Origin of the sequence: Rhodococcus sp. PvR099 (assembly GCF_017833315.1) — a bacterium.
Taxonomy (GTDB): domain Bacteria; phylum Actinomycetota; class Actinomycetes; order Mycobacteriales; family Mycobacteriaceae; genus Rhodococcus_G; species Rhodococcus_G oryzae.
Genome location: NZ_JAFIBV010000001.1, coordinates 3,467,372 through 3,492,086, shown reverse-complemented (window position 1 = coordinate 3,492,086; position 24,715 = coordinate 3,467,372). Strand labels below are relative to the sequence as shown.

Genomic DNA, 24,715 nt, shown 5'->3' with positions numbered 1-24,715 from the left:
GCCCCACTATGCCGCAGCGATACCCTGGAGGCGGTCCGACATGGGTTCGGGCGGAGTCCGTCGAGGGGCCGCGGCGCCCAGGATCGAGGAACGATGAGCAATCTCGACCCCGCTCCCGATGAGGTGGTCTGCACCGGCGACGACGGAGGCGAAAGCGGCCCGCGGTTGCTGGACTTCCGTGACGTCCCCCTCGGCGGCCCGCGCGCGATGCCGGTGCGGCGTTCGCTCCCGCAACGCGCGCAGTCTTTCATCGGTGCCTGGTGCTTCCTCGATCACTATGGGCCCGACGATGTCTCGGCGAGCGGCGGCATGAAGGTAGCCGGTCACCCGCACACCGGGCTGCAGACGGTGTCCTGGTTGTTCACCGGCGAGATCGAGCACCGCGACACCACGGGTGTCCATGCGCTGGTCCGGCCGGGCGAGATCAACCTGATGACCGCGGGCTCGGGAATTGCCCACTCCGAGTTCTCGACGCCGCAGACGTCCGTGTTGCACGGTGTCCAGCTGTGGGTGGCGCTCCCGGGCGAATATCGTTTCACCGCACCCGCTTTCGAGCACTATGCGCCGCCGGTGGTCGATCACGACGGGGTGCGGGTGCTGGTGTTCCTCGGCACGCTCTTCGGGCAGCGGTCCCCGGTGAAGACGTTCAGCGCGCTGCTCGGCGCCGAGCTGACCCTGCCGCCCGGCCGTACCCTGCAACTCGACCTCGACCCAGCCTTCGAGCACGGCGTGCTGGTGGACACCGGTGGCGCGACGGTCGGCGGGGTGGGCGCGAAGCCGGGGCAACTGGTGTATCTGTCGCAGGGTGCCACCCGGGTGGAGGTGCGGGCCTCCGACGACGAGCAGACGCGCATCCTGCTGCTCGGCGGTGAACCGCTCGGCGAGGAGATCGTCATGTGGTGGAACTTCATCGGCCGCAGCCATGAGGAGGTCGTGCAGTTCCGCGAGGACTGGCAGCGCGAACGCTCGGATCAGGCCGCGGCCACGCCCGGACGGTACGGCCCGTTCCCCACGCAGTGGCGCGAGACCATCCCCGCGCCGATCCTGCCGAACACGCGCCTCAAGCCGCGGCGCTGAGAAAGGCGACCCATGACCGATGATGTGGTTCTCGTCCGACGGGACGGCCCGGTCACGACCATCAGCATCAACCGGCCCGCCGTCCGCAACGCGGTGGACCGACCCACCGCGGAGGCCCTCGCGGCCGCCTTCCGTGACTTCGACGCCGACTCGGACGCCGCGGTTGCCGTGCTGCACGGGGAGGGTGGAACCTTCTGTGCGGGAGCGGATCTGAAGGCGATCAGCTCGGGGTCGGGCAATCGTGTCGCGCTCGACGGTGACGGCCCGATGGGCATCTCGCGGATGCGGCTCTCGAAACCGGTGATCGCCGCGATCGCCGGTCACGCGGTGGCGGGCGGGCTGGAGCTTGCCCTGTGGGCGGACCTGCGGGTGGCGGAGGAGGGTGCCGTTCTCGGCGTCTTCTGCCGGCGCTGGGGCGTTCCGCTCATCGACGGCGGCACCGTGCGCCTGCCGCGCCTGATCGGCGCCGGCCACGCCATGGACCTGATCCTGACCGGGCGGCCGGTCGACGCGGACGAGGCGCACCGCATCGGGCTGGTGAATCGGAAGGTCCCTGCGGGCGGGGCGGTGGCGGCCGCGCAGCGGCTCGCGGCCGACCTGGCGGCGTTCCCCCAGACGTGCATGCGTCAGGACCGGCTCTCCGTCCTCGAGCAGGAGGGGCTGCCGGAGGATCAGGCGATGCTCGTGGAGTTGCGGCACGGCGCGGTCTCTCTCGCGGACGGCACCTTCGAGGGCGCCACGCGCTTCGCGGAGGGCGCCGGGCGGCACGGCACCTTCGAGTGACCGCAGGCGGGCCAGGAGGCGGCCCCGACCTTCGGGAATAGGATACGAAACGGTAGCGTATCTATATTCCAATGGAGGTCACCGTGTCATCGTCAGCCAAGGCCGGTCGTCCGCGGGACGCGGACCGCGATCGGGCGCTGCTCGTCGCGACCCAGGATCTGCTGGCGGAGGTCGGATTCGACCGGCTGTCGATCGACGCCGTGGCGGCGCGGTGCGGGGCAGGCAAGACGACCGTCTACCGGCGGTGGGCGGGAAAGCCGGAGCTCGTCGCCGATGCCGTGGCGTTGCTCCACGAGATTGCCCACGCGCCCGACACCGGAGACCTCCGGACCGATCTGGTGCTCATGGCCAGGGCCTGGCACGACCCGGACTCGCGGCGCGACGCGGTGATCGGCGGCCTGCTCACCGGAATGGTGCACGACTGCGGGCTGCGTGAGGCGGTCAACCAGGCCATCTCGGTGCCGTACAAGCAGGTTTTCGCCACGGTCGTCTCGAGGGCGGTCGAACGGGGGGAGGTGCCCGGCGACCGGGACATCGATCTGATCGGCACCATCTTTCCCGCGATCACCTTCCACCGGCTGTCGGTCATGGCAGAGCCGATCGACCTGGCCTTCATCGAGCGAGTCGTCGACGGCGTGGTGGTGCCGGCACTGACCGCGGGCGGCTCGTCGCCGGCAGGCGATGCGACGTCCCGCTGAGGGGGACAGATGCGGATGTCCGCGTCGAGAAGGGGCTTTCATGGACGACGTGATCACGTACGGTGACGGTCGCGGCGACCCTGCGCCCGTCCGCGACGATCCCGGCGCGGCGTATCCCTGGATCAGGGGACGGACCGGAAGTGGTCGCCTTCGGGGCGACGGCGTCATCGCGCAGTTCGTCCGGTTCGTCCTCGTCGGCGGGTCGAGCAACATCGTCTACGCGCTGGTGTTCCTCCTGCTCCATTCCAGGGGCACGTTCGCGGCCAACGTCGCGGGCGTGGTGGTCAGCACGGCCCTGGCCAATGAGCTCCACCGCAGGCTGACCTTCCACGCATCCGCGCGGGTCCGCTGGTTCCCGGCGCAATGGGAGGGTGGCGGGCTCGCGCTCGTCGGGTTGGCACTGAGCACGCTCTCGCTCGCCCTGCTCGATTTCTGGCTGCCGTCGGCGGGCGGCTTGGTGCAGGCCGTCGCGGTGGTCGCGGTCAGCGCGTTCGTCGGTGTCCTGCGCTTCCTGGCCCTGCGTGGTTGGGTGTTCTCGTAGCGGACCCGACGGAGAACGGGAGAAGGAGATGGCTGAACCGAGGCTCCTGCTCATCGGCAAACTCCAGTCCACCCTGGACGTCCTGGCCGAGGAGCTGTGCCGCCTCGGCCGCGACGTGCTCGCGACCAACGACCGCACCCTGGTCGGGCAGATCCTGGCCGAGGGTAAGGCGGATCTGGTCGTCATCGGCGGCGGGCTCGACGAACCCGCGCGAGCGGAGATGCGGGACTACGTGCTCGGGCTCAGCCCGGACATCCCGTTGCACCTGGCGCCACGGGGTGAGGGGACCAGCCCCGCGACGGCTCTCTCGTTCGCGAACGAGCAGGTCGTGTTGTACAAGGTGCTGGCCGCGGCGATGCGGGATCAGTCAGAGGGGTAGCCCGGACTGGAGCTGGGATCAGTGCGGAACGTCCCTTGTGGCGTCGTATGCCTGCGGCAGCGAATCCCCGGCATTGAGCGCCAGTAGCAGTTGGTGCAGGTCATCGCGCCGCGAGGGGTCGAGATCGGCGAGGGTCTCCTCGTTGAGCGAGGCCAGCAATCTGTCGGACTCGGCGGCGGCGTGCCTGCCCTCGTCGGTGATTGCGATCAGGAAGCGCCTGCGGTCCTGCGGATCCCGCGTGCGGCCTGCCATGCCCAGCCCCTCGAGGTGATCGATGGACGAGACCATCGTCGTCGGATCGATGCGCAGCTGGTTTCCGAGTTCGAGCTGGGAGCGGGCTCCTGCCTCCGCGAGCACCTGCAGGATCAGATAGTGCCGGGTGCGCAGCCCAAGGCCGGCCAGCCGATCCTCGCTGAGGCGGGACATCGCCTGTCCCAGCTTCATCAGCAGGCAGCCGGTGTGGCGTGCCGCGGCGTCGGAGACCAAGGGCTCGGTCACGAGTCGGCACCTCCGATTCCAGGGCGGTTGGGAGTGACGATCATATGGGGCCGCGCCCTCGCCCCAGCGCCCGGCTTCCAGTATGGTCCGCGACAGAAACCATTCGCAGTACTGATTATTTCTACCCCGAGGGAGTTGGCATGGCCACCGAGTTCGTCCAGTCCATCGATCTGACCGGTAAGACCGTCTTCGTTGCGGGCGGGACCAGCGGAATCAACCTCGGCATCGCCGAGGACTTCGCCCGGGCAGGCGCCCGGGTTGCGGTCATGAGCCGCAGGCAGGAGAAGGTCGACGCCGCCGTCGAGCGGCTGACCGCGCTCGGGGCCGAGGCCATGGGTGGCAGCGCCGACGTTCGCGACTACGCCGCGACGGAGGCCGTGCTCAAGGACGCGCACGACCGGTTCGGCGACTTCGACGTGATGGTCTCGGGCGCCGCGGGCAACTTTCCCGCCGCGGCGCTGGGGCTCTCGGCCAACGGATTCAAGTCGGTCGTCGACATCGACCTGCTCGGCACCTTCAACGTCCTGCGTGCCGCGTACCCGTTCCTGCGCAAGCCCGGTGCCTCGGTCATCAACATCTCCGCGCCGCAGGCGGTGCTGCCGACGGTGACGCAGGCGCATGTGTGCGCGGCCAAGGCAGGCGTCGACATGCTCACCAAGGTGCTGGCCCTGGAGTGGGGTCCGGCCGGTGTCCGGGTCAACGGCGTGATCCCTGGCCCGATCGACGGGACCGAGGGCATGGCCCGCCTCGCCCCCACCGAGGAGGATCGGGCCCTCGTCACGAACAGCGTTCCCCTGCGCCGATACGGGACCCCACGCGACGTCGCCAACGTGTGCCGGTTCCTGGCGTCTCCGCTCGCCGATTATGTGTCGGGCGTGGTGCTGGCCACCGACGGGGGTTGGGCGCTCGGCGGTGCGTCCGCCACGATGGGCGTCATCGGTCAGCCGCTGCTCGACGCCGCCGACGCCGGAGCCTGATCGGTCCCCCGTCGGGTCAGCCCGTCGACGACCGCCCCATATTTGTCGGCCATTCCGGTCGAGCGGTTGCGCCTCACCCTCCCGAGGTGAGGCGCGGCCGGGGTCGGAGCACCGATCATGAGGCAACCGTACGAAGGGGGGCCGGCCGAAGGTGAACACGACAGACAAGGCAGGGCGGCGCTGGTTGCTGTTCGGTTCCCTCCAGGGCTACCAGGGCAAGTGGATCCGGCCCGACGTCATCGCCGGACTCACGGTCTGGGCGGTGCTGGTGCCGGAGGCCCTGGCCTACGCGACCATCGCAGGGGTGCCTCCCGTGGTCGGCCTGTACGCCGCGATCCCTTCCCTGATTCTCTATGCGGCGGTGGGCAGTTCGCGACACCTGGTCGTCGGGCCGATGTCCGCGACCGCGGCGCTCTCCGCTGCCATCATCGCGCCGCTGGCGGGCGCCGACGGCGGCAAGTACGTCGCGCTGTCCGCGGTGCTGGCCATCGCGACCGGCATCGTCGGCCTGCTGGCGGGAATGATCCGGCTCGGCTTCATCGCGTCCTTCATCTCCGAGCCGGTGCTCAAGGGCTTCATCGTCGGACTCGCGCTGACCATCATCATCGGCCAGGTGCCCAAGCTGTTCGGGGTGCCGAAGTCCGAGGGCAACTTCTTCGAGCAGGCTTGGGGCGTCATCAGTCACCTCGGTGACACTGATTGGCGCACATTGACGGTCGGCCTGCTGAGCCTCGCGGTGGTGCTGGGGCTCAAGCGCTGGCTGCCACTGGTCCCGGGTTCGCTGCTCGCCGTGCTGTTGGGGATCGCGGCGGTCACGGTGTTCGGTTTGGACGGCGAGGGCGTCGAGATCGTCGGGCACATCGACTCCGGGCTGCCGTCGGTCGGCCTGCCGGGCGGCGTCGGGTTCGACGACTACGTGGACCTGCTGGGGCCTGCGGTTGGCGTGCTGCTGATCGGCTTCGCGGAGGGCCTTGGCGCGGCCAAGACGTACGCGGCGAAGGCCGGCTACGAGGTGGACGCCAACCGCGAGCTGCTGGGGCTGGGCGCCGCGAACCTCGGATCGGGCCTGGCGTCGGGGATGGTCGTCAACGGCAGCCTCTCGAAGACGGCGGTGAACGGGGGAGCGGGGGCGAAGACTCAGGTCAGCGGCCTGGTCGTCGCGGTGCTCACGGTGGTCACGCTGCTCTTCCTCACCGGGCTGTTCGAGAAGCTGCCCGAGGCCACGCTGGCCGCCGTCGTCATCGCCGCGGTCATCGAGCTGGTCGACGTGTCTGCGCTGAGGCGGCTCTACGGGGTGTGGACGCAGCGGCTGGGCAGCATCTACGGGGCCGCCGCCCGCGCCGATTTTGCAGGCGCGGTTGCCGCGATGATGGGCGTCCTGCTGTTCGACACCCTCCCCGGCCTGGTGATCGGCATCGGGGTGTCGATGTTGCTGCTGCTCTATCGCTCGTCGCGTCCGCACGTCGCGGCGCTGGCGAAGGAGGGCTCGTTGTGGGTCGACGCCGAGCGTCATCCGGAGGTCGCCACCCGCCCGGACGTGGTGGTGGTCCGCGTCGAGGCCGGCCTGTACTTCGCGAACGCCGACCACGTGAAAGACAGCATCGAGGCGCTGTGCACCGACGAGACCCGCACGGTCGTGCTGGACGCCGAGACCTCGCCGTTCGTCGACGTCAGCGCCGCTGAGATGTTGATGCAGTTGCGGGACACACTCGGGCGCAAGGGGATCGAGCTGCGGGTTGCCCGAGACATCGGGCAGTTCCGGGACACGCTCATGCAAGCGGCTCCGGACGGCAGGGGCCTCGGGGTGTACCCGACCGTCTCCGAGGCCCTCGCCGACCAGGGCTCGGGAATCTGACATGACATCGGCCGGGATCGAATGAGGATAGAAGCACCCACACCCATGGGATGACCTGCGCGCCCGTGAGCGGTTGATGCGTCTCTGGACTTGCTAACCGCGCACGGGCGGCGGAGCCGCCTCACACGAGACGGGTGAGGCGACCCGGCGGCTCCCCGTGGTGCCATGGGGGGAATCTCGGAGAAGGGTGCATTCTGTGGGTGTCGAACTGAAGGATCTGGCCGCCAAGGCCTACGTGTACGGGTTTCCCCTCGTGTTCAACCTGGACCAGGTGCGCCGTTACGTGACGACGGGCGTCGGGGCCAATGCCGCGGCACCGTTCAACCGGTTCAGCCACGCCGACACCCTCGCCGGACCGAAGGACACCTTCGTCTCGATCAACAACGACACCGTGTATTCGATGGGGCAGCTCGACCTCACCAACGGCCCACTGCTGCTGGAGGTTCCGGATACCGACGGCGCCTACTACGTGCTCCAGTTCGTGGACGCGTGGACCGACAACTTCGCGTACGTGGGCAAGCGGGCCACCGGCACCGCCGCGGGGCGGTATCTGCTCACCCCGCCGGGCTGGTCGGGCGAGACGCCGGCCGGTGTCCGCAGGATCTCTTGTCCCACCTTGGTCGCGTCGATCGTGGGGCGGTGGGCCTGCGCCGGTGAGGAGGACCTGCCGCGCGTCCGTGCCCTGCAGCAACAGCTCACGCTGACGGAGGTCGGGGCACAGACCCGACCCCTGGGGCTGCCAACCCCGGATCCGAACGTGCCCGAGGCGCTGGCGTTCTGGGAGAAGCTCCGCGTCTACCTGCAGGCCTATCCGCCCGCGGCCCAGGACCTGCCGCTGCAGCAGTCCTTCGAGCCGCTCGGCCTGCTGGCGTGGGGTACCTCGCCCTATGCCGACGCCGAGCCCGCGCTGGCCGCGGCGCTCGCCGCAGGCGCGAAGGCGGGTCACGACGGACTGGTGGCCGCGCTCAGGTCTGGGGCAGGCGACGCCATCGTCAACGGATGGCATCAGCCGTTCCACGTCTTCGACTACAACGACGACTACTTCGAGGTCGGCACCATCAACTCGCCGGAATGGCGAATCGACGACCGCGCCAGGGCGATCGGGCTGCGGGCTGCCGCGGCGATGGGTGGGCTGTGGGGTAACCACGGATACGAGGCGGCCTACTCCCCGGTCTACCTCGACGGCGACGGCGACGAGCTGACCGGTGAGCGAAGCTACACGCTGACTTTCGCCCAGACGCCGCCGGTCGACGCGTTCTGGTCGATCACCATGTACGACCTGCCGGAATACTTCCTGGTGGACAACCCGATCGACCGGTACTCGATCGGCGACCGCACCCCCGGGCTGGTGTACGCGGAGGACGGCTCGCTGACGATCACCCTCAGCGCCGTCGAACCGACGGACCCGACAGCGCGGGCGAACTGGCTGCCGACCCCGACGGCGGGCTTCCGGCCGCTGCTGCGGATGTACAGCCCGCGGCCCGAGGTGTTCGACGGGACCTACGAGATCCCACCGATCGACAAGGCCGTCTGAGCCGATTCAGCTCTGTCCCAGCCACTCCCGGGCGGCGACCACCAGCGCCTCGATGCCGACCGTCAGGGTCGGCTCGAGGACCGGAGCGAAGCGCGCGGAGTGGTTCGACGGGATGTCCCGGTCGGTGGTCCCGGCCGCGGCCGCCCGCATGAAGGCCTCCGGTTCGGCACCGCCGAACAGCCAGTAGCAGCAGGGCGCCCCTGACGCGGTCGCGAAGACCCCGACGTCCTCGCTGCCCGTGACGGGCCCGGGGTCGAAGACGTGATCCTCCCCGAACCGCAACCGGAACACGGCGGCGGTGCGCTCCACTGCCGCCGGGTCGTTGACGAGGACCGGAAAGCTGTCGATCGGGGTGATCTCTGGCGTGCGGGTCGCACCCGCGGCGGCGGCCTCCGCCTCGACGATGCGGGTGACCGAGTCGAGAACCCTGGTGCGTACGGCGGCGTCGTAGGTGCGGATGTTGACCTCGAGCACGGCCTCGTCGGGGATGATGTTGTCCTTGGTGCCCGCGCGGAGGGAACCGACCGTCAGGACCACCGTGTCGGTCGCGGCCACGGTCCGCGACACCACGGTCTGCAGCCGCAGCACCGTCGACGCGGCCATCACCACCGGATCGATCGTGGTCTCGGGCCGCGAACCGTGGCCCCCCTTGCCGAACATCGTGATTCGCAGCGCGTCCGTCGCGGCGAAGGCGGGTCCCGGCCGGACAGCAAGCATGCCGGCGGGAAACGGGCCCACGTGTTGCCCGAGCACCACATCTGGGGTGCCGAACCTGTCGAACAGGCCGTCGTCGACCATGGCCTGCGCGCCGCCGCCGAGTTCCTCGGCCGGCTGGAACACCGCGAGAATCGTTCCACGCCAGCCGGACCGGTCGTCCACCAGCTCCTCCAGTGCGCCGAGCAGACACACCACATGCATGTCGTGGCCGCACGCGTGCGCCACCGGGACATCCTCGCCGTCGGGATCGGTGCCGCGTGCGGTGCTGGCATAGGGCAGCCCGGTCTCCTCCGCGATCGGCAGCGCATCCATGTCGGCGCGCAGCAGCACGGTGGGGCCGTCGCCGCGGCGCAGCGTCCCGACGACGCCGGTCCCGCCCACGCCCGTGCTGGTCTCGAAACCCAGCGCGCGCAGCCGGTCCGCGATGATGCCCGCGGTCCGGGTCTCGTGGAACGACAGCTCGGGGTGGGCGTGCAGGTCCTTGTACAGCTCGGTGAGTGCCGTGGTGTCGACCATAGCGGTCCTTCCGCTCGACGGGCACCCAGTCAAACCCGAACCGCCGGTCCGCGTCTCATGCTTCGCGGGTGAATCGGCAGGTGCGCAGCCGGTCCTCCCAGCCGTCCGGATCCGCGAGCCGCCCGTTCGGATCCGTCGCCCAGCACTGCGCGAGCAGGTCGTACCCCAGCGTGCAGATCTCGAGGTGCCGTGGCCACTGCCGTTGCGTCCAGGCCCGCTCGTTGTGGGCGGCATCGGCGGCGCTCAAACCCGCGCCGATCAGCTCGAACTGGACATCCCGCCGCAGCGCCATCATGGTGGCCGCGGTCGGCGCGGTGGTTCGCAGCCCGGACACCAGGGCGAGCGCGGTGTCGAGCGTGCGGTTCTCGGTCCAGCGGAGGTCGCGGCGGTGTGCGCGTGGGGCCACCGACCACAGGACGACAAGCGCCACGACGACGCCGAGCAGGGTCTCGAGGAAGCGGTTGACGATCATCGGCCCGATGTCCGCGTCGGGATGCGAGGCGCCACCGATGAGCATCGCCAGCGGGGTGATGAAGATGACCGCCAGCCCGTAGTTGCGGGCGATGTACAGCTCGATCAGGAACTGCAGCACCATCAGCAACACGATCAGGCCTGCGCCTGTCGGCGTGAGCGCGTACAGCGCGGCGAAGAGCACCAGACCGGCCGCGGTCCCGACAAAGCGGTGTATTCCGCGCACGGTGCCGCGGATCCGGTCGGGTCCCTGGTGCAGGACCAGGACCGCCGCGATCACCGCCCAGTCCGGCCGGTCCAAGCCCACGGCCACGCTCAGCGAACCCGCGACGAGACTCGCCAGCAGCACCCGCATCGCGGTGGTGCAGGCGTGCGAGTCGACGGCGAGCGAGCGCCGTATCCGGTACCGGAAATCAGGGCGCGCCAACGGGATCTGTGGGGTGGGGGCGTCGAGTTCGAGATCCGGCCCGTCGTCGTCGGAGCGCGCGACCCCCACCAGTCGCAGGTGCGCGGACAGCAGCGACCGGACTGGATCCGCCTCGGGTCGGCGCTCCGGCAGCCCCGCGTCGTAGACCGCGGACCACGCGGCGTGCACCGCGGTCGCGGCCTGGTGTCTCGCCGCGACCGCGGGGGCATCGCTGCTGCGCAGTTCGACGTAGGCATTCACCGAGCGCACGGCGGCGGTCACGGCGTCACGCTCCGGTGCCCGGCGGTCGCGGAGCGTCCCCGCCATCGCCACGACCAGCGCGCTGACCACACCGATCGCCGTGCAGCCCACGATGACCGCCGCCGAGATGCCGGACCTGGACATGATCGTTGCGACCGCACACGTCAACACGAAGAAGAACGATCCGGGCGGGCCCAGCCTCGCCGCGGACACCACATAGGTCCCGACGAGCGCCACCGCCGCGAGCATCGCGACCTCGATCAAAGCCGGTGTCGCCGAGTCGAAAGGCCAAGTCCGGTAGACGGTTCCGCCGACCAGTGCGCCGAGACCCGCGGCCGTGAGCAGGGCGGCGCCTGCGAGAAGAACGACTCGCCAGCGGGCCCGGTATGGCCTGCCCTCGCCGTAGATGACCGCGAAGGCGCCGAGGCTGAAGATCAGCGCCTGCTCCTGGTGGCCGAACGCGACGGCGAGGAGCGCGGGCACCCCGAACGCCAGAGCCGCCCGCACCCCGCCCGGCCATCGCCTGCCCGCGGGCGGGAGACCGAACGCCAGCGACCGGGTCTGCGGCGCCGGAGGAAGCGAGGGACGGGGTGAGGGGTCGGGGGTCACATCGGGCACCGTCCAATTCAACTCCACCTCGATTCGGGCGCCGCCACGTGCGTCCGCGGGGGTCGGGGGCGCCGCACTCGTGCGGATAGGAGAAATGGCCGCGGAATCGGTCCGCCGGACCGTGCGATTCGCGCACGAGGTTTCGACAATTCGCGCCTGCGTGCGGGCGCCGTTCTCGGCCGCCGTCACCCGCGGACGGGTCCTACCTGCGAGTTCGAGTCACTCCGTCGGTCTCGACAATGACCGTCCATTTCGCCGGCCCGAAATCCCGTGGTTTTAGGGGTCATTTACTTTCCGGGCCTGTGTGAGGATGCACCGATGACATTGGATGTCACTCATTCGCCGGGCCGAATGCCGGTCTATGCGCGCTGACACCGAGCGGCTGCCCATCGTCGCAGCGAATACGGCTGGTCTCGTCAGACCACATGTCCCCGGGTGCGTCGCACCGTCGGGACGCATCCCGGGCAGCACCTTCGCGGTCGGACGGTACCGACTGCTCTCCTGCTGTGGCGCGGTGCCGTCTGCGGAGTTCTGGCGCGGGCTCGACCTGGTCACCGGCCGTGAGGTCGGGCTGACCCTCTTCGCCGGCGACGGTGTCCGCGGCGACGCGGGCCCGCAGGTGGACACGGACGAGATCTTCGCCCGCACCGTATGGATGTGCGGCATCCGCGCCTCGGCCGTCCCGCGGATCGTCGACATGGTCGACGCGGAATCGGCGGGGGCGGTCGTCACCGAGTGGGTGCCGAGCTGCTCGCTGTCCGAGGTCGTCGAGGGCCGGCTGTCGGCCCTCGACGCAGCCGCCGCGGTGCGGCCCCTGGCGCACGCGGTGTGCCGGGCGCACGAGGTGGACGGCGTCCTCGCCCTCGACGATCCGGATCGGCTCCGCGTGAGCATGGAAGGGCATGTGTTCCTCGCCTTTCCTGGTCCGCTTCCGGATGCCGACCGTTCCTGTGACGTGCGCGGTCTCGGCGTGGCGCTCGCCACCCTCGTCACCGGGGACCTTTCGGGGTCGGGTGCCGCCGCGCTGCGTGCGCGTGCGCCCTCACCCGTTGCGGAGATCATCCACCGGACCGTCGGCGGGGGCGCCGACGTCAGCGCCGAGTGGGTGGCACACCTGCTCGACGAGATCGCAGCCGCTCCGGCCTGGTGAATCGGCCTCGTACGAGACCGTACGGTCCGCTCGGGCTGTAGTCTTCACCGCACAGAAGGTTCCTTTGTCGGGGGTGGGCAGGGGTGCGTATGAAGGGGAAATCTCTACCGCAGGCCGCGTCGTTGACGCAGCAGTTCACCGACGGTCTGCGTCTCAGCGGGCGGGAAGGCCTCGAGACCATGTCGGCGGCGGCCGACATGGTGGCGATCAACCCTGACCGTTTCCGTGCCGTCATGCACTCGGCGGATTTCGGCTCGATCCGGGTGAACAGGCTTCGGACCTCGGCGGTTTCGGGGATCCGGGCGCCGGACCGGCTGGCGGACGACCACGGCGTGTACCTGTCGATGGTGTGCGTGCGGACGGGGGAGATCCGGATCCGGCAGAACCGCATCGCCAGCTGTGCGGAGGCGGGCCAGATCGCCTTCGTGGACTTCGCCGCCCCCTTCGAGGTCGAGCTCTCCCATCGCGGGGACTACGTTTTCGTCTACCTGCCGCACGACCTGCTGACCGCACGGTCGGTGGACGCCAGGACTCTGGTCGGGGCCTCGGTCACCGCCTCGCCGCTCGGTGACACGATCGCCGCGGCGATCGAGAAGTTCGCGGTCGCCGACATGTGCGGCCCTGGCTCCGCGGAGGCGGCGCTGATCGAGCGCGCGATCCTCGACCTGTGCCTGGCGGTGATCTACCAGTCGACCGGCGACACCCAGGTTCGTGACGAGATCGGCCTCCGAAATCGAGCGCGGGCAAGGGAATTCGTCGAGAGCAACTTCACCGACCCCAGGCTGACGATCGCCCAGGTCGCCTCGAGCATCAATGTCAGCCCCCGCTACCTGCAGAAACTGTTCGAGGAGGAGGAGTACTCGGTCTACGAACTGATCCGTCGACGCCGGGTCAGGTGGGGTGTCGCCCTGCTGACTGATCCGGGCGCCGCGCACCTCACCATCAGCCAGGTGGCGCTCCGCAGTGGCTTCGTCGGTCTGAGTCAGTTCAGTCGCGCGGTCCGGGACATAGCAGGAAACTCGCCGCGCGGGATTCGTCGGCAGGCGGAACTGGCTGCACCACTTCATGTCTCGAGTGGATCGGCGTAGCAGTCCCGCACCGCGACGTCCATCGGGAAGCGCACCCTCGTGTCGCCGAACAACAGCCGGGTGGCGGCCTCCGTCGCGGCCAGCACGTGCGCGGTGGCGGACTCCGGATCGCGACAGTGCACGACCACCTCGTCGTGCTGGAAGAACACCAGTTCGGCGGTGCCGTCGTCCGCGATTCGTCGCCGGAGATCGGCCAGCAGGCACAGCGCCCACTCCGCCGCCGTGGCCTGCACCACGAAGTTGCGGGTGAACCGGCCGCGCGCGTGTGGATCTCCGCCGGACCACCAGTCGGCGTCCGGTGGCGGACAGGCCCGGCCCAGCCAGGAGTGCACCACCTCGCCGCGTTCCCCCGTCCGCGCGGCATCCTCGACGTACTGCACCGCAACCGGAAAACGCTTGCGCAGCAGGGTCAACAGCGCGCGTGACTCTCCTGCGGTGGCCCCGTACAGGACGCCGAGGATCGCCACCTTGGCCTTGCCGCGATCGCCGTCGAACACCTCGGCGGCGACCGGCGCATAGAGGTCGTCCGCGCCCGCCGCGGCGACCATCAGCGGGTCGCCGGACATGGCCGCAAGAATGCGGGGCTCGAGTTGCCCGGCGTCGGCGATGACGAAGGTGTGGCCGGGGTCTGCGATGACACTGGTGCGCAAGGCTTTCGGGATCTGCAGTGCCCCTCCGCCGCGACTGGCCCAGCGTCCGGACACCACCCCACCCGGAACGTAGACGGGTCGGAATCGGTCGTCGCGCACCCAGGTGTCGAGCCAGGTCCAGCCGTTGGCGGCGTGCAGTTTGGCCAGATCGCGGTAGTGCAGCAGGGGCTCGATCGCCGGGTGGTCGATGTCGCGCAGCAGGTAGGCGCGGGTGGAGGTGAGCTCGACACCGTCGCGGGCGAAGGCCTCGACCAGCTCGACGTGTGACGCGGGGTTGACCCGCCGTCCGAACGCTGCACCGATCACCTCGGTGATCTCGCGGATACGCTGCGGCACAGCGTCTCCGGTGGTGCGCGGGCCGAGAGTGCGTTCGAGCAGCCGGTGGTGTTCGACGGCGGAGAACGGCAGTCCGTGGTGGCTCATCTCGGCGGCGGCGAGAGCGCCCGCGGACTCGGCCGCGACCAGCAGGCGCAGGCGCGGATCGTCGCCGATCAGCGCGAGCTGTGCCTCGTGGTCGGCGACAACCGCCGCGGGGTCGAGAGGTGGTGCGGCGTCGAACAGGCCGGGGCGTTCGTCGGCCGGGGGCTGTGGGGAGACGGCGGGCCCGCCCGCCCGCACGCTCAGCAGGGCGCCGGCGAGCGCCAGGTCGTGGCAGCGCTGCACACGCAGGCCGTCGCGCAGCACGGCGGGATAGACGGCAGCGGTGTCCGCCCACACCCACCGCGGGTGCTCGCCCGGTTCGAGCGCGCGCACCGCCGCGGACGGGTCGGGAAAGGGGAGCGGGTCGCCCAGCGCGCGCCCGCGGTCGTCCGTGCGGATCGCCAGGGCGTGCTCGGGTCCGGGCACCAACACGATTCGCACGACGCCCAGTGTGCCGTGCGGGTACGACAACACCGGGATGGGTCAGTGTGCGCCGTGCCGGATCTCGTCGCGGTGCTCGGCGAAGCGCACCGTCTCGAAGAGGATCAGGGCGAGCAGGACCGCGGTGAGCAGCCCGAGCGAGGCCAGCGCCGGCAGGTGCCAGGCCAGCGGGATCAGCGCCACGAGCACGACCGCGGTGGTGATCCGCGCGCGGTTGACCGGTCCCATCAGCCTGGTCACGTACGCCTTGAAGGCGGCCAGTCCCAGCAGGAAGAGCGCGGCGCCGCCGAAGAGCGCCACCAGCGGGATGCCGTAGAGGGGGTCGGTGAGGGTGTGATGGCTGCCGTCGCCGACATAGTTCAGAACCTTCTTCAGGCCGAGTGAGATCAGCACGATGCCGACGACCATGGGCAGGTGCAGGAAGGTGTAGCCACCGCGTGCCAGCTTGATCTGCGTCGCGCCGGTGGCCGCGGAGAGGGCGCGCTCGGCGGCCAGGGTGGTGGTGTCGAAGTACGCCCACCACAGCAGGCCGCTGACGGCCAGCCCGAGCAGCGAGCCGACCACGATCGGCCAGGCGATGGGCAGCGCGGTCACCCCGATGCCGATGGACACGATGGACTCGCCGAGCGCGACGATGATGATCAGCCCGTGTCGCTCGGCGAAGTGGCTCGGGGAGTTCAGCCGCCAGCCCTCGCCGCCGAACAGGGTGCCCAGGTAGTCGCCGACGAGCGCGGCCAGCCACATCAGGGTCTGCGCGGTGCCCGAGAGCTGGGACGCGATCAGCAGGAGGGTGGTGCCCGCGAGCATGGAGGGCACGAACCGGATCAGTTGGCCGCGCAGCTGGGGGTCGCCTGCGCTGGCGATCCAGAAGGTGACCAGATGCATCAGCCGCACGAAGAAGTAGCCGACGGCGAAGACCACCGGGCCGGAGAGCCCGCCGGGCAGGTCGTCGAAGGCCTCGGGAATGGTCAGCGCGACGATGAACATCGAGCCCATCGCGAAGAACATCGCCACCCGCGCGAAACCCTCGTCGGCGCGCACCACATTGGCCAGCCACGCATAGCCGATCCAGCTCCACCACAGAACGGCCATCACCAGCACGCCGCGCACCAGATTCCTGGCCGAGGTGTCGTCGGCCATCAGCGCCGTGACGCCGGTCAACGCGAAGACGAAGACGAGGTCGAAGAACAGCTCGAGCGGGGAGACGGAGGACCGTTCTTGCATTGCCTGCATATGGGTTCGCCTGGGAAATTCCACTCGGCTACTGTGCCACCACGAAAGGGCCTGCGCAGGGGGTCCGGGAGCACTAGTGTCCCGTCGGGTAACCGGGCATCGCCCGGTCGCCCCGGCTGACTGCGAGCGAGCCCGGTGTCGTCGGTAAGCTTGCCAACTGGACTTCGTACCCAGTTCCCAGATCCGGAGGTTGATTAGCGTGGCGCTCGTCGTGCAGAAGTACGGCGGATCCTCGGTGGCATCTGCCGAGCGCATCCGACGCGTCGCCGAACGGATCGTGGAGACCAAGCGCGCGGGCAACGACGTGGTTGTCGTGGTCTCGGCGATGGGCGACACCACCGACGAGCTGCTCGACCTGGCTCAGCAGGTGTGCCCCGGCGGCCCGCCCGCGCGCGAGATGGACATGCTGCTGACCTCGGGCGAGCGCATCTCCAACTCGCTGGTGGCCATGGCGATCCACTCCCTCGGCGAAGAGGCCCGCTCCTTCACCGGGTCGCAGGCCGGGGTCATCACCACCGGCGCGCACGGCAACGCGAAGATCATCGACGTCACCCCTGGTCGCGTCCGCGACGCCCTCGACCGCGGCTCGATCGTCCTGGTCGCCGGCTTCCAGGGCGTCAGCCAGGACAGCAAGGACGTCACGACCCTCGGTCGCGGCGGATCCGACACCACCGCCGTCGCCCTCGCCGCCGCACTGAAGGCCGACGTCTGCGAGATCTACACAGACGTCGACGGAATCTTCACCGCGGACCCGCGAATCGTCCCCGACGCGCAGCGGCTCGACACCGTCTCCTTCGAAGAGATGCTGGAGATGGCCGCGTGCGGCGCGAAGGTGCTCATGTTGCGTTGCGTCGAGTACGCGCGTCGCTACAACGTGCCCGTGCACGTTCGTTCCTCGTACACCACAAAGCCCGGCACCATGGTGTCCGGATCGATGGAGGACATTCCCGTGGAAGAAGCCATCCTCACCGGCGTCGCGCACGACCGTAGCGAGGCCAAGGTCACAGTCGTCGGGCTGCCCGACGTGCCGGGCTACGCGGCCAAGGTCTTCCGCGCCGTCGCCGAGACCGAGATCAACATCGACATGGTGCTGCAGAACATCTCGAAGGTGGAGACCGGCAAGACCGACATCACCTTCACGCTGCCGAAGACGGATGTCCCCGCCGCGGTGGAGAAGCTGACGGAGCTGCAGGGCGAGATCGGGTTCACCCAGATCCTCTCCGACGAGCGCATCGGCAAGGTGTCGCTGGTCGGCGCAGGCATGAAGAGCCACCCGGGCGTGACGGCCACCTTCTGCGAGGCGCTCGCCGAGGCAGGGATCAACATCGACCTGATCTCGACCTCGGAGATCCGCATCTCGGTGCTGGTCGCCGACGACGATCTGGACGACGCGGTGCGCGCGATCCACAAGGCATTCGATCTGGGCGGCGACGAAGAGGCCGTCGTCCACGCGGGAACGGGACGCTAGAGATGACAACTGTTGCTGTAGTCGGCGCGACCGGACAGGTCGGCGCTGTCATGCGCGCGCTCCTCGCGGAACGCAACTTCCCCGCGGACAAGGTCCGGTTCTTCGCGTCCGCCCGCTCGGCGGGGACCAAGCTGCCGTTCCGCGGCGAGGAGATCGTGGTCGAGGACACCGCCGCGACCTCGGACGAGGACCTCAAGGGCATCGACATCGCGCTGTTCTCGGCGGGCGCGACCCTCTCCCGCGTCCAGGCCCCGCGGTTCGCCGCGGCGGGCGCGACCGTGATCGACAACTCCTCCGCCTGGCGCAAGGACCCCGAGGTCCCGCTGGTGGTCAGCGAGGTCAACCCGGAGGAGGCGAAGAACCCGCCGAAGGGCATCATCGCCAACCCGAACTGCACCACGATGGCCGCGATGCCGGTGCTGAAGGTGCTGCACGACGAGGCCGGACTGCAGCGGCTGATCATCAGCAGCTACCAGGCGGTGTCCGGCAGCGGCCTGGCCGGCGTCGAGGAGCTGGCGACCCAGGCCCGCGCGGTGATCGACGACGTCGAGAAGCTGGTGCACGACGGCAGCGCCGTGACGTTCCCCGCACCGAACAAGTACGTCGCCCCGATCGCGTTCGATGTCATCCCCCTGGCCGGCTCGCTGGTCGAGGACGGCAGCGGCGAGACCGACGAGGACCAGAAGCTGCGCAACGAGAGCCGCAAGATCCTCGGCCTGCCCGACCTGCTGGTCAGCGGCACCTGCGTCCGGGTGCCCGTGTTCACCGGCCATTCGCTCTCGATCAACGCCGAGTTCGGCAACCCGCTGTCCGTCGAGCGCGCCAAGGAGTTGCTGGCGACCGCGCCCGGCGTGCAGCTGGTCGACGTGCCCACCCCGCTGCAGGCGGCGGGCGGCGATCCGTCGCTGGTCGGCCGGATCCGTCAGGATCCGGGCGTGCCGGGTGGCCGTGGCCTCGCGCTGTTCGTCTCCGGCGACAACCTGCGCAAGGGTGCCGCGCTCAACACCATTCAGATCGCGGAGCTGCTCGTCGGCTGACCTTCCGCCGAGTGTGCACCTCCCGTCGCATCGCCCGAGTGCGGGCGTCGGGAGGTGCACACTCGCGGGTGGCCGCGCCGGTGACGGTCAGACCGCCTCGGCGATGCTGGTGCCGTTCGCCGGTTCGAGGACCGGTGCGGGACCGCGGAGCAGCCGCCCGATCCAGCCCTCGTCCAGGGCAAGGGCCTTGACGATCGTCGCCGCCGCGACGACGACGCCCGACAGGACGAACATCCAGGTGATGGTGGTGAACACCAGCCCGAGTGAGCCGAACTTCTCCTGCGCGGATGCGCCCGCCATCGGCAGGTAGATCCGGCCCCCGATGCGGAGCAGGGCGAGCCCGAGCGCGGTCAGCGCGGCGGTGGCCCACAGCACCCGGCCCGCCAGCCTGCCCTCGGTGAGCAGGTACGGCACCACTGCCCACAGCGCGAACCAGATGGCCAGCTCGGTGCCGAACGCCAGCGGCGGTCCGACCCAGTCCAACCCGGCCAGGTTCCTGGCCACGCTGAGCAGCGCCACCGACGAGGCGACCGCGAACAGTACGGCCACCCACCGCCAACTGCCGCGGATGGACAGGGTCGGGATGTTCCAGATCTTCCCGTAGAGCCGGCCCATGGCTCGGGCGAAGGACGTCCCGCTCAGGATGATCATCAACATGCCGATGACGCCGAAGGTGGCGAACGTCGGCGTGCTCGCCTCGAGGGCGCCGGGGGCGAGGGCGTACAGGTCCAGTCCGGATGGATCGAACCCGAGCTGATCCGAGATGGTGGTGCCACCGCCGGCCAGGTCCCCGATGGTGCCGACCGCGATGATGACCGGCAGCACCGAGGTGAACTCCTGCGCGGCCAGGGTCATCGCGCGGTCGGCGAGCTCGATGTCCACGATTCCCTTGATGATCCGTGCCACCGTGCGACCGGCCGAGGTCCGTTTCAGCCAGCCCCTGGCGGTCTGTTTCCGGACCTCCAGTGCTTCCCTGGCGAGGCTCACCGAGAGTTTCGAGGACTTCACGGTGGTCAAGTCAACGCGACCGCCGGATCGGACTCCTCATCCGGGGCAGGTGAAAGACGTGTGCCCGCCACCCGTCCGGTTGTGGGACGGGTGGCGGGCACAGGTGGGGTGCGTCAGGCGGGGGCGCTCTGCGCAGGCGCGCGGTTCGCGGGCCAGCCGGCCGTGAGGCCCCAGATGACACCGATGTTGATCGCGATCACCAGGATCGACAGCCAGGGCTGGGTGCCGATCAGTGTCAGGTGCCCGACGGCGTTCAGCAGCGCGAGGGTGACGCCGAAGACACGGGCCCAGGTGGCTCCGGCCAGCAGCGCGCCACCGCCGATGACGAGGAGGACGCCCCACGCGATGAGCACCCACCCCCACCGGTCGTAGTCGAGGATCAGCATCTTCTCTTCCCCGACGAACAGTCGGGTGGGCGCGGTGAGGGAGGCGATGCCCTCGACCGCATTGAAGGTGCCGGTCATGATCAGCATGAGGCCGGCGAAAACGCCCCAGCCTCCGGGGCTCTTGTCGTCCATGGGTTCCTTCGGTGAGGTGTCGGTCGGGTGGCGGATCAGAAGATGAGCGCGACGAGGATCGGTGCGGCGGTCAGGACGAGCGCGACGAGCGCGACGATCGCGATCGTCTTGACGGCCGTCGCTTGTCGGTTGTGGTCATAGGACATGACGCAAACGTTAGGGCGCGCGATCGGCCGATCGCGTCATCCTCTCTGGGTGAGATGGGCCGCGGAATCATGTACGGTGCTGCGCCGACCTATATCATTCCGTGATAATTGGTTGAATATTCACAACGAAAGGACCAACAAGTGCTCAAGGGATTCAAGGAATTTCTCCTGCGGGGCAACGTGCTGGACCTCGCCGTTGCCGTCGTGGTCGGCGCCGCCTTCACCGCGATCGTGACCGCGTTCACCGAAAACATCGTGAACCCGCTCGTCGCGTCGTTGGGCGGCTCGAACGATATGGGATTCGGTTTCCAGATCACCGACAGCCCCGAGACGTTCGTGAACGTCGGTGCCGTCCTGAGCGCCGTGATCAATTTCGTCCTCATCGCGGCGGTCGTGTACTTCGTTCTCATCGTCCCGTTCAACTCGGTCAAGGAGCGCTTCATGACCGAGGAGGAGAAGGAGGCGACGGACATCGAGTTGCTGACCGAGATCCGGAACCTGCTCGCCGACGCCAACGCGGATGCCAAGTCGACCCGGGTCGAGTCCTAGTCGTCCGTCTTTACGCCACGCGGCGTCCCGGCCCTTGGGGTTCGGGGCGCCGCGATTGTTTTCTCCTCATCCGGTGCGGGTGAGATTGTGGATCGGCGCTGTCGAATTGCCCCTCGAGGCCGCATGCTTTTTCCATGACGCCGACCGATGATGCGAAGCCTCTCGATGCCGACGAGCGGGCGGAGCTGCTCCGCCTGCGTGCGCAGGTCGCCGCGACCGAGCGCGCCAGGGCCGCCGGGCCCGAGGTCGCCAAGCGGCACGGGATCGGCGGCGCGCTGCGCTGGACCGCGTCCGGGCTCCTGATCGTCCTGGTCGCGGTGCTGCTGCTGACCTCGCTGCTGGCGCGCTTCACGCGGAGCGAGATCCTCGACACCGACCGGTATGTCGCGACTGTGGCACCCCTCGGCTCCGACCCGGCAATCCAGGACGAGATCACCGACCAGGTGACGCGCCAGATCTTCACCCGGCTCGACGTCGAGAAGATCACGCAGGAGGCGCTGACGGCCCTGACCGAGAACGCGCCGCGGGTGCCGCCGCAGGTGGTCGGGCTGGCCCCGGTGATCGCAGGCCAGGCCGAGGGGTTCATCCGCGACACCGTGCACTCGCTGGTGACCAGCGACAAGTTCGAGAGCGCGTGGATCGACGCGAACCGGATCGCCCATGAGAGCCTCGTCGCGGTCGCGACCGGCGAGACCGGTGTGGTCGAGATCGACGAGAAGGGCACGGTGAGCGTGCCGCTCAACGCGATTCTCGGCACCGTCAAGGAGAACCTGACCGAGCGCGGGTTCGCCTTCGCCGACAAGATCCCCGAGACCGATGCGAGCTTCGTGATCTTCCAGTCCGCCGACCTCGTGAAGGCCCAGAAGGCCGTCAACGCCCTCGACAAGGCCGCCACCTGGTTGCCCTGGCTGGGGGTCCTCGCGGCGATCGGGGCGGTGTTCGCGGCGCCGCACGGCAGGCGGCTGCGGGCCCTGTCGCTGGTGGGACTCGGGGTCGCGATCGCGATGGCACTGCTGAGCGTGTCGCTGCACATCGCCCGCGCGGTGTACATCGACGACATCCCGTCGGACGTGCTGTCCCCGGCGGCGGCCGCGGCGGTGGTGGACGCGATCGCCGCCCCACTCAAGACGATGCTGCGCGCCTGGTTCCTGACCGGGATCGTGGTCGCGCTGATCGGCTACCTGACCGGTGGTTCGCACTCCGCCCTCGCGGTGCGCCGCGGGTTCACCCGGGGTGTCGACAAGATTCGGAAGACGGGGGAGGGCAGGGCGCCGACCCAGTTCGAGGTGTGGACCGCGCGACTGCGGGTCCCGCTGCGGGTGGCGATCGTCGCGATCGCCGTCGCGGTGCTGGTCTTCTGGACCTATCCGTCCGGGGTGGTGGTGTTCACCATCGCGTTGCTGGCCCTGCTCGCGCTGATCGCCGTCGAGGTGCTCGCCCGGCCAGGGGTTGCCGCCGCGCAGGCCGAGGCCGAGGTGCCGTCGCCCGAGGTCGAGGGGGCGTCGGCCGAGGCTGATAGTCAGACTTAGCGACAGTCTGGACTGTTTTTAATCAGCCCAGTACGGTGGTCGGTGTGACCCAGGACACCGAGCGGGGCCCGCGCACGCAAGCACAGCGAACGGCGGCGACCCGGACAAAGCTGCTCGACGCGGCGATCGCGCTGCTGGTCGAGGTCGGCTACGCCCGGACCAGTACCCAGGAGATCGCGCGCCGGGCGGGGGTCTCCCGAGGGGCGCAGCTGCATCACTTCCCGACCAAGGAATCACTGGTGGTCGCGGCCGTCGAGCACCTGGTGGAGAAGCGGCTGGCCGAGATCCTCGACGCCCGGCCCGATCCCGACCAGGGGATCGACACCCTCGTCGACGCGTTCGCCGGCCCGCTGTTCTACGCCGCCCTCGAGCTGTGGGTCGCGGCCCGCACCGATCCGGCCCTGCACGAGGCGACGATCCCGCTCGAACGCAAGGTCGGCGATGCCCTGCGGCTCGGCAGCGCCGAGGTGATGGGCGGGCGGATGGGCGTGGACGCCATCGACCTGAGCATCGAGCTGGCCCGCGGTCTCGCCGTCTCGGCGCTGTTCCGCACCCCCGAATTCGACAGTGAACTCCGGGAGCGGCTGCTCCCGGTCTGGAAGGGCCTGGTGATGAAGTGACCGCCATACCGCAACCGCTCGCGTTGCCGGGCCACGTCGGCGTCCTGGTGGTGGGCGCCGGGTTCGCGGGCCTCGCGGTCACCGAGCGCGTGCTGCGCGATGATCCGGCGGCCGACCTCCTGGTCATCGAGCGGGGCGCCGACATCGGGGGAACCTGGCGTGACAACACCTACCCCGGGTGCGCGTGCGACGTCCCCACGGCGCTGTACTCGTTCTCGTTCGCACCGAGCCCGGACTGGAGTCACACCTTCGCCCGGCAGCCGGAGATCCAGTCGTACCTGCGGAAGGTGGTCGCTGACACCGGGATCCGCGATCGGATCCTGACCGGATGCGAGCTGCTCGAGGCGTCCTGGGACGACGCCGCCTGCGCCTGGAGGGTGCGCACCTCGCTGGGCGAGCTGACCGCGCAGACCCTCGTCGCCGCCACGGGTGCGCTGTCGACACCCAGGCTGCCGGACGTACCGGGCATCGAGACGTTCCGGGGACGGCTGTTCCACTCGGCCACCTGGGATCACGACTACGACCTGACCGGGAAGCGGGTCGCCGTGGTCGGGACGGGCGCCTCCGCCGTGCAGTTCGTGCCCGAGATAGTCGATCGAGTGGAACGGCTGACCGTGTTCCAGCGCACGCCCGCCTGGGTGCTGCCGCGCGGCGACCGCACGCTCTCCCGCCTGGAGAAACAGCTCTATCGTCGTATTCCGCTCACGCAGAAGATCGTTCGGGCGGCCATCTACACCGCTCGTGAGGGCTACGTGCTCGCGATGGCCAAGGCGCCGCGGCTGTTGCCCGCCTTTCAGCTGTTCGCCGCGGTACACCTGCGGCGGCAGGTGCCCGACCGGACGCTGCGACGAAAGCTGACGCCGGAGTTCACGATCGCCTGCAAGCGGATCCTGCTGTCCAACGACTGGTTGCGGACCCTGGCCCGAGCCGATGTCGACCTGATCGACTCGGGGCTCGCCGGGGTCACCGAGGGGGGCGTAGTCGACGGCGCGGGCACGGAGACGCCGGTCGACGCGATCATCTTCGCCACCGGTTTCTCGCCAACCGAACCGCCCGTGGCCCGCCACCTCCGGGGTCGCGACGGACGGACGCTGGCGCAGCACTGGGCGGGCAGCCCCCGGGCGTACCTGGGTACCACCGTCGTCGGGTTCCCCAACCTGTTCCTCATGTACGGGCCGAACACGAACCTGGGGCACAGCTCGATCGTGTACATGCTGGAGTCGCAGGCCGCGTACATCAACGGTGCGCTGGCTCACCTCGACGGCGGCTGTGTCGAGGTCCTCCCGGTGGCGCAGGCGCGCTACAACGAGAAGATCGCCGGCCAGCTCGAGAGCACGGTCTGGAACACCGGCGGATGCTCGAGCTGGTACCTCGACAAGGAGGGGCGCAACTCGGTGATGTGGCCCACCTTCACCTTCCGATATCGGTCCCGGACAAAGAGATTCGATGCCGAGAACTATCAGATCCGGCGCGCGGTGCGGGCGCGAGTGGGGTGAGCGAGCAGCACGCTTCGTGATCGGATCGCGCACGATTGCC

Annotated in this window: 23 protein-coding genes; 16 read left to right on the top strand and 7 right to left on the bottom strand. The window is 69.5% G+C overall.

Annotation, left to right across the window (positions count from 1 at the left end; translation table 11 throughout):
• Positions 1 to 93: 93 nt before the first annotated feature.
• The 5 genes from JOE46_RS15995 (at position 94) to JOE46_RS15975 (ending at position 3,478) form a co-directional block, all read left to right on the top strand.
• Positions 94 to 1,077: a pirin family protein gene (locus JOE46_RS15995; protein ID WP_097213036.1), complete on the top strand. Its 984-nt coding sequence runs from the start codon at positions 94 to 96 to the stop codon at positions 1,075 to 1,077.
• Between the two features lie 12 nt (positions 1,078 to 1,089).
• Positions 1,090 to 1,860: a crotonase/enoyl-CoA hydratase family protein gene (locus tag JOE46_RS15990; RefSeq protein WP_097213035.1), complete on the top strand. Its 771-nt coding sequence runs from the start codon at positions 1,090 to 1,092 to the stop codon at positions 1,858 to 1,860.
• A gap of 83 nt (positions 1,861 to 1,943) precedes the next feature.
• Positions 1,944 to 2,558 carry a TetR/AcrR family transcriptional regulator gene (locus JOE46_RS15985; RefSeq protein WP_179800631.1) on the top strand — a complete coding sequence of 205 codons (615 nt, stop codon included), beginning with the start codon at positions 1,944 to 1,946 and terminating at the stop codon, positions 2,556 to 2,558.
• 40 nt (positions 2,559 to 2,598) lie between these two features.
• Entirely contained in the window at positions 2,599 to 3,099 is a 501-nt protein-coding gene (locus JOE46_RS15980; RefSeq protein WP_097213033.1) for a GtrA family protein, read from the top strand.
• A 28-nt stretch (positions 3,100 to 3,127) separates the two neighbouring features.
• Positions 3,128 to 3,478, top strand: a complete 351-nt coding sequence (locus tag JOE46_RS15975; protein ID WP_097213032.1) for a hypothetical protein — start codon at positions 3,128 to 3,130, stop codon at positions 3,476 to 3,478.
• An 18-nt stretch (positions 3,479 to 3,496) separates the two neighbouring features.
• Here JOE46_RS15975 and JOE46_RS15970 read toward each other — a convergent pair whose 3' ends face one another.
• Positions 3,497 to 3,976: a MarR family winged helix-turn-helix transcriptional regulator gene (locus tag JOE46_RS15970; protein ID WP_097213031.1), complete on the bottom strand. Its 480-nt coding sequence runs from the start codon at positions 3,974 to 3,976 to the stop codon at positions 3,497 to 3,499.
• 140 nt (positions 3,977 to 4,116) lie between these two features.
• On the opposite strand from JOE46_RS15970, the gene JOE46_RS15965 reads away from it, so the two are divergent.
• The 3 genes from JOE46_RS15965 to JOE46_RS15955 all read left to right on the top strand — a co-directional run bounded on the left by JOE46_RS15965 (position 4,117) and on the right by JOE46_RS15955 (position 8,342).
• Positions 4,117 to 4,953 carry an SDR family oxidoreductase gene (locus tag JOE46_RS15965; RefSeq protein ID WP_097213030.1) on the top strand — a complete coding sequence of 279 codons (837 nt, stop codon included), beginning with the start codon at positions 4,117 to 4,119 and terminating at the stop codon, positions 4,951 to 4,953.
• Positions 4,954 to 5,104: 151 nt separating this feature from the next.
• On the top strand, positions 5,105 to 6,808 hold the full coding sequence (locus JOE46_RS15960; RefSeq protein ID WP_373560276.1) for a SulP family inorganic anion transporter: 1,704 nt from the start codon (positions 5,105 to 5,107) through the stop codon (positions 6,806 to 6,808).
• Between the two features lie 196 nt (positions 6,809 to 7,004).
• Entirely contained in the window at positions 7,005 to 8,342 is a 1,338-nt protein-coding gene (locus JOE46_RS15955; protein ID WP_097213029.1) for a DUF1254 domain-containing protein, read from the top strand.
• Positions 8,343 to 8,348: 6 nt separating this feature from the next.
• Here the strand turns inward: JOE46_RS15955 and JOE46_RS15950 are convergent, their stop codons facing one another.
• Both JOE46_RS15950 and JOE46_RS15945 read right to left on the bottom strand, forming a co-directional pair.
• The gene (locus tag JOE46_RS15950; RefSeq protein ID WP_097213028.1) at positions 8,349 to 9,575 is read right to left on the bottom strand and encodes an amidohydrolase; all 1,227 of its coding nucleotides are present in this window, start codon (positions 9,573 to 9,575) and stop codon (positions 8,349 to 8,351) included.
• A gap of 55 nt (positions 9,576 to 9,630) precedes the next feature.
• Positions 9,631 to 11,331: an FUSC family protein gene (locus JOE46_RS15945; RefSeq protein WP_257017596.1), complete on the bottom strand. Its 1,701-nt coding sequence runs from the start codon at positions 11,329 to 11,331 to the stop codon at positions 9,631 to 9,633.
• Positions 11,332 to 11,683: 352 nt separating this feature from the next.
• On the opposite strand from JOE46_RS15945, the gene JOE46_RS15940 reads away from it, so the two are divergent.
• Complete coding sequence (locus tag JOE46_RS15940) at positions 11,684 to 12,472, top strand: protein kinase family protein (RefSeq protein WP_108168842.1); 789 nt, start codon at positions 11,684 to 11,686, stop codon at positions 12,470 to 12,472.
• A gap of 89 nt (positions 12,473 to 12,561) precedes the next feature.
• Positions 12,562 to 13,560, top strand: a complete 999-nt coding sequence (locus JOE46_RS15935) for a helix-turn-helix domain-containing protein (protein ID WP_097213025.1) — start codon at positions 12,562 to 12,564, stop codon at positions 13,558 to 13,560.
• On the opposite strand, the gene JOE46_RS15930 is transcribed toward JOE46_RS15935, so the two are convergent.
• Together JOE46_RS15930 and JOE46_RS15925 are read right to left on the bottom strand one after the other, a co-directional pair.
• Positions 13,536 to 15,071, bottom strand: a complete 1,536-nt coding sequence (locus JOE46_RS15930) for a bifunctional 3'-5' exonuclease/DNA polymerase (protein ID WP_179800630.1) — start codon at positions 15,069 to 15,071, stop codon at positions 13,536 to 13,538. The genes JOE46_RS15935 and JOE46_RS15930 overlap by 25 nt on opposite strands.
• A 42-nt stretch (positions 15,072 to 15,113) precedes the next feature.
• Positions 15,114 to 16,295 (bottom strand): low temperature requirement protein A, encoded by a 1,182-nt coding sequence (locus tag JOE46_RS15925; RefSeq protein WP_097213023.1) that lies wholly within the window; start codon positions 16,293 to 16,295, stop codon positions 15,114 to 15,116.
• A 208-nt stretch (positions 16,296 to 16,503) separates the two neighbouring features.
• Between JOE46_RS15925 and JOE46_RS15920 the strand changes: the two genes are divergently transcribed.
• Both JOE46_RS15920 and JOE46_RS15915 read left to right on the top strand, forming a co-directional pair.
• Positions 16,504 to 17,772: an aspartate kinase gene (locus JOE46_RS15920; RefSeq protein WP_077043103.1), complete on the top strand. Its 1,269-nt coding sequence runs from the start codon at positions 16,504 to 16,506 to the stop codon at positions 17,770 to 17,772.
• 2 nt (positions 17,773 to 17,774) lie between these two features.
• Positions 17,775 to 18,809 carry an aspartate-semialdehyde dehydrogenase gene (locus JOE46_RS15915; RefSeq protein WP_097213022.1) on the top strand — a complete coding sequence of 345 codons (1,035 nt, stop codon included), beginning with the start codon at positions 17,775 to 17,777 and terminating at the stop codon, positions 18,807 to 18,809.
• A gap of 87 nt (positions 18,810 to 18,896) precedes the next feature.
• Here JOE46_RS15915 and JOE46_RS15910 read toward each other — a convergent pair whose 3' ends face one another.
• On the bottom strand, positions 18,897 to 19,817 hold the full coding sequence (locus tag JOE46_RS15910) for a hypothetical protein (RefSeq protein WP_097213136.1): 921 nt from the start codon (positions 19,815 to 19,817) through the stop codon (positions 18,897 to 18,899).
• Between the two features lie 113 nt (positions 19,818 to 19,930).
• Entirely contained in the window at positions 19,931 to 20,335 is a 405-nt protein-coding gene (locus JOE46_RS15905; RefSeq protein WP_097213021.1) for a hypothetical protein, read from the bottom strand.
• Between the two features lie 287 nt (positions 20,336 to 20,622).
• On the opposite strand from JOE46_RS15905, the gene mscL reads away from it, so the two are divergent.
• From mscL to JOE46_RS15885, 4 genes are all read left to right on the top strand, one after another.
• Positions 20,623 to 21,030 (top strand): large-conductance mechanosensitive channel protein MscL, encoded by a 408-nt coding sequence (gene mscL, locus JOE46_RS15900; RefSeq protein WP_097213019.1) that lies wholly within the window; start codon positions 20,623 to 20,625, stop codon positions 21,028 to 21,030.
• A 134-nt stretch (positions 21,031 to 21,164) separates the two neighbouring features.
• Complete coding sequence (locus JOE46_RS15895; RefSeq protein ID WP_097213018.1) at positions 21,165 to 22,559, top strand: hypothetical protein; 1,395 nt, start codon at positions 21,165 to 21,167, stop codon at positions 22,557 to 22,559.
• Positions 22,560 to 22,603: 44 nt separating this feature from the next.
• Positions 22,604 to 23,179 carry a TetR/AcrR family transcriptional regulator gene (locus JOE46_RS15890; RefSeq protein ID WP_209927830.1) on the top strand — a complete coding sequence of 192 codons (576 nt, stop codon included), beginning with the start codon at positions 22,604 to 22,606 and terminating at the stop codon, positions 23,177 to 23,179.
• Positions 23,176 to 24,675, top strand: coding sequence for an NAD(P)/FAD-dependent oxidoreductase (locus JOE46_RS15885; protein WP_307861293.1), 1,500 nt, complete (start codon positions 23,176 to 23,178; stop codon positions 24,673 to 24,675). The genes JOE46_RS15890 and JOE46_RS15885 overlap by 4 nt, the downstream gene beginning before the upstream one ends.
• Positions 24,676 to 24,715: the final 40 nt, after the last annotated feature.